The following is a 3,985-nucleotide window of genomic DNA, read 5'->3' as shown; positions in this document are numbered from 1 at the left end:
GGTCTATGATCGGGTCGTATCCGAGTTCAGCCACCTGGCAGGCTTGAGAGCGCCGGATTAAGAAGAGTTGCTTGCGTCTTCCGCGAAGAAGGACTGCAGTCTGCAGCCCTGATAAGCGAACATCGCCTTGATGCGACGGAAAAGAGGAACCGGCCGAAAAATTCGGCCGGTGGGCAGACCTCAGTCCTTGTCTGCGTCGTCGGCCGAGTCTGCATTGAGCTGGCCATATTTGGATTCGCCGATCTTCTCGAGCAGTTGCAGCTGAGATTCGAGAAAGTCGATATGACCCTCCTCGTCTGCGAGGAGATCCTCAAACAGCTTCATGGAGACATAATCGCCGGCGTCATGACAGATGTCGCGTGATTTCTTGTAGGCCGTGCGGGCGTCATACTCACCGGCCAAGTCGGCTTCGAGAACCTCCTTGACGTTCTGGCCGATGCGCAAAGGCGCGAGTGTCTGAAGGTTCGGATGCCCCTCAAGGAAGATGATACGCGCGACCAGGCGATCGGCATGGTGCATTTCCTCGATGGATTCGGCGCGTTCCTTCTTTGCGAGCTTGGTGTAGCCCCAGTCTTCCAAAAGACGGTAATGGACCCAGAATTGATTGACGGCACCGAGTTCGAGGAATAGCGCCTCGTTAAGCCGCTCGATGACTTTTTTGTCGCCTTTCAATGTCCGCCCTCCTGTTATCCTCGTGGAATTGTTTCAGGCGGGACATGAAATCAGATATCTCACCCTCCGTCGAGTCGCGGCGAGCATGATATTCTTCGGTTGTTTGGATGATGATATCGACGACGTTGGGGAAGCAGCCGCAGCAGCGACCACGCTTTTCCATGGCGTGATAGACCTTCGCAGGAACAATAAGCTGCCAACAATCCTGATCGAGAAGTTCGTTGATGACTTCGCGGATTTCGTGGTCAGTTATGTAATTGCAGCTGCAGACAAGCACGTCTTCATTCCAAACATGACATTCACTATCGTCTTTTCTGCAAAAGAAGATGGTGGCTGTCAAGAAAAAATCGAGATCGAAAGCATGCGACTGGTTGTCCCCCATTCACATGGCCGTGTGAGGTTCGGGGGTGAAATCACGCATTTCGCTTCCGATCCTGCAAGCACCTCGTAAGAATTGTGGACACGCATCCCCTAGAGATCTCGGAGGTGGCACTACCGCGGTGGGTGAACAGACAGGTCATGGTCCTTGCCGTTTTTCTTCGAAACAGGTGACGGTTCAGCAGATTGAAACGATATCGGTTGGGCCGGGTCAGCTCGCTTCAATGATGCAAATCGCTGAGGGGCCTCTCGGCAACGGTTCTCGTCGCACGGCAGCATCAATGAAAATTGCGCCCCTTCGGCATGACCTGAGCGGTCTCTGCGCCATCCGTCTGCCCGCTTGTTGACCTCATTCGCCTTTCAATCGCGGCCTTTTCGAGCATGCGTGCCATCTTCTTTTCGCGTGCATCGGCTGTCGCCCGCATTGTCTCGTCGGCGCGCTCGCTGACCCCGAAGCTCCGAGCTTCCTTCTTCAGAAGGCCGAGGGCGGGCGTCATATCTTCGATATGCTCGACGACAGTGTGAATCACACCACCATGACTTTGCAGTCTACCTTGGATTTTTACGAGCCGCGCTCCCATGACGATCGGGCGATATTTCTCGAAAACCTTTTGCCAGACGATGGCATTGGCAACACCCGTCTCATCTTCCAGCGTCATGAAGATTACTCCCTTGGCCGTGCCCGGACGCTGACGCACCAGCACCAGCCCGGCAATCGTCACCCTCTTTCCGTTCGGGACGCTGAGAAGATCGACGTTACGCGTAATGCCCGCTCTCCGGAAATCCTCTCGCAGGAACGAAACCGGATGGGCCTTCAGCGATAGCGAAAGGTAGCGATAATCCTCGACGACCTGCGCCCCCGGCAACATCTCGGGCAGCGTCACGCTTGGCTCGATCTGGAGTTCGGCATGGGACACCTGATCGAACAAGGGCAGCTTCTCTGCGGCACTTTTCACATCAAGCGCCCGCACCGCCCAGAGCGCCTCACGCCGCGACAGACCGATCGAACGGAAGGCATCCGCATCCGCCAGCCGTTCGATCTCCGATCTTTCGAGGCCTGAGCGCAGCCAGAGTTCACGGATCGATCCGTACCCGGCACCTCGATTTGCAATCAATTTTTCGCTGATGGCTTTTTCAGAAAGGCCCTTCACCTGCCGGAAACCAAGGCGAACCGCTCTTTTCGTTCGGATAATCTCGCGCATGTCCTTGTGCCGGAAATCGACTTTCGGCCTGTCGAAACGCGCTTCCTCCAAAAGACAGTCCCAATCCGAACGATTGACATCGACCTCGCGAATTTCCACGCCATGCTCCCGCGCATCACGCACCAGCTGCGCCGGCGCATAGAAGCCCATCGGCTGCGAATTCAGCATCGCCGCGCAGAAGACATCGGGATAATAGGCTTTGACCCAGGACGAGGCATAGACGAGCAGCGCGAAGGAAGCCGCATGGCTTTCAGGAAAGCCGTATTCGCCGAAGCCCTTGATCTGATTGAAGCATTGCTGGGCGAAGTCTCGAGGATAATCCTTGGCGACCATGCCGTCTATGAACCTGTTCTCGAAATTTCCGATCGTGCCGGTTCGCTTGAATGTCGCCATGGCGCGCCGAAGCTTGTCCGCTTCCGCCGGCGCGAAGCCGGCTGCGGTGATCGCAATCTGCATCGCCTGTTCTTGGAACAGGGGAACGCCGAGGGTCCTTTCCAGCACCGCCTTCAGTTCCTCGCTCGGATATTCGACCGGAATTTTCTTGTCTTGCTGTTCCCGGCGCTTCAGATAGGGGTGCACCATATCGCCCTGGATCGGTCCCGGCCGCACGATCGCAACTTCGATGACGAGATCGTAGAATGTCTTCGGCCTCAGCCGCGGCAGCATGCTCATCTGTGCCCGGCTTTCGATCTGGAAGACGCCAAGCGTATCGGCCCGGCACATCATCGCATAGACTGGCTTACCCTCGTCTCCATGTTCCTTATTGCCGAGATCGGCGAGGGTTTTCCGGACCCCATAATGATCTTCAAGAAGCGTGAAAGCCTTGCGCAGGCAGGTCAGCATGCCGAGCGCCAGCACATCCACCTTGAGGATCTTGACGTTATCGAGATCATCCTTGTCCCATTCGATCATATAGCGATCCGGCATCGCCGTCTTCATGATCGGCACCACTTCGTCGAGCCGATCCCGCGTGATGACGAAGCCGCCGACATGCTGGGTGAGGTGGCGCGGGAAGCTGAGGAGCTCGGAGGCATATTTCAGCACGTTCTGCGTCAGCGGATCCTTGATGTCGAGCCCGGCCGCCTTCGCATCGCGTTCCGACAAATTATCCGCAGACCAGCCCCAGACCAGGCTGCTGATCGCGGTCTGAACATCCTCCGACATTCCGAAGGCCTTGGCGACTTCGCGGCCGGCCGAGCGGGTGCGGTAGGTGGTCACCCCGGCCGTCAGACCGGCATGCGCGATACCATATCTTTTGTAAATGAACTGGATGACCTCCTCACGCCTGTCGTGTTCAAAATCGACGTCAATATCCGGCGGCTCGTCCCGATCCATCGAAATGAAGCGATCGAAAAGAAGCGTGCTCTTGGCCGGATCGACTTCCGTTATCTCCAGGCAGTAGCAGATGACCGAATTCGCAGCCGATCCGCGTCCTTGGCAGAGGACCTTCAGCTCATAACGCGCATGCTGGACGATACTATGAACCGTCAGGAAGTAAGACGCGTAGTTTTTCTGCCTGACCAAATCGAGTTCGTAATCGATTTGCTCCTGGATTTTTTCGGGAACTGGCTCGGGATGATACCGCTTCACCGCACCGGCTCGTGTCAGGCGATCAAGCGTCTCATACGCCGTTTCTCCCGGCGCATTCTCAGCCGGATAGTTGTGACTGATCTCGTCCAATGAGAATTTCAGCCCGGCAAAAAACTTGCCGGTATTTCCGATCGCTTCCGGAT

3 protein-coding genes are annotated in these 3,985 nt (G+C 56.3%); all 3 read right to left on the bottom strand.

What is annotated here, in order from left to right; translation table 11 throughout:
* Nucleotides 1-180: 180 nt before the first annotated feature.
* Complete coding sequence (gene bfr / locus ACPYOJ_RS33955) at nucleotides 181-672, bottom strand: bacterioferritin (RefSeq protein ID WP_481420163.1); 492 nt, start codon at nucleotides 670-672, stop codon at nucleotides 181-183.
* The gene (locus tag ACPYOJ_RS33950; RefSeq protein WP_481420162.1) at nucleotides 638-1,054 is read right to left on the bottom strand and encodes a (2Fe-2S)-binding protein; all 417 of its coding nucleotides are present in this window, start codon (nucleotides 1,052-1,054) and stop codon (nucleotides 638-640) included. The genes bfr and ACPYOJ_RS33950 overlap by 35 nt, the downstream gene beginning before the upstream one ends.
* 274 nt (nucleotides 1,055-1,328) lie before the next feature.
* The coding region (locus tag ACPYOJ_RS33945) for an error-prone DNA polymerase (RefSeq protein ID WP_481420161.1) at nucleotides 1,329-3,985 on the bottom strand (2,657 nt) is incomplete at its 5' end.

Source organism: Rhizobium sp. SVR5-9E (genome assembly GCF_056755095.1).
Note: the sequence above shows the minus strand (reverse complement) of the source record. Positions and strands in the feature narration are given on the sequence as shown.

What these genes read in the sequence shown, in the direction of transcription:
- ACPYOJ_RS33950 (WP_481420162.1), bottom strand. Translation starts at nt 1,054, where the DNA reads ATGGGGGACAACCAGTCGCATGCTTTCGATCTCGATTTTTTCTTGACA.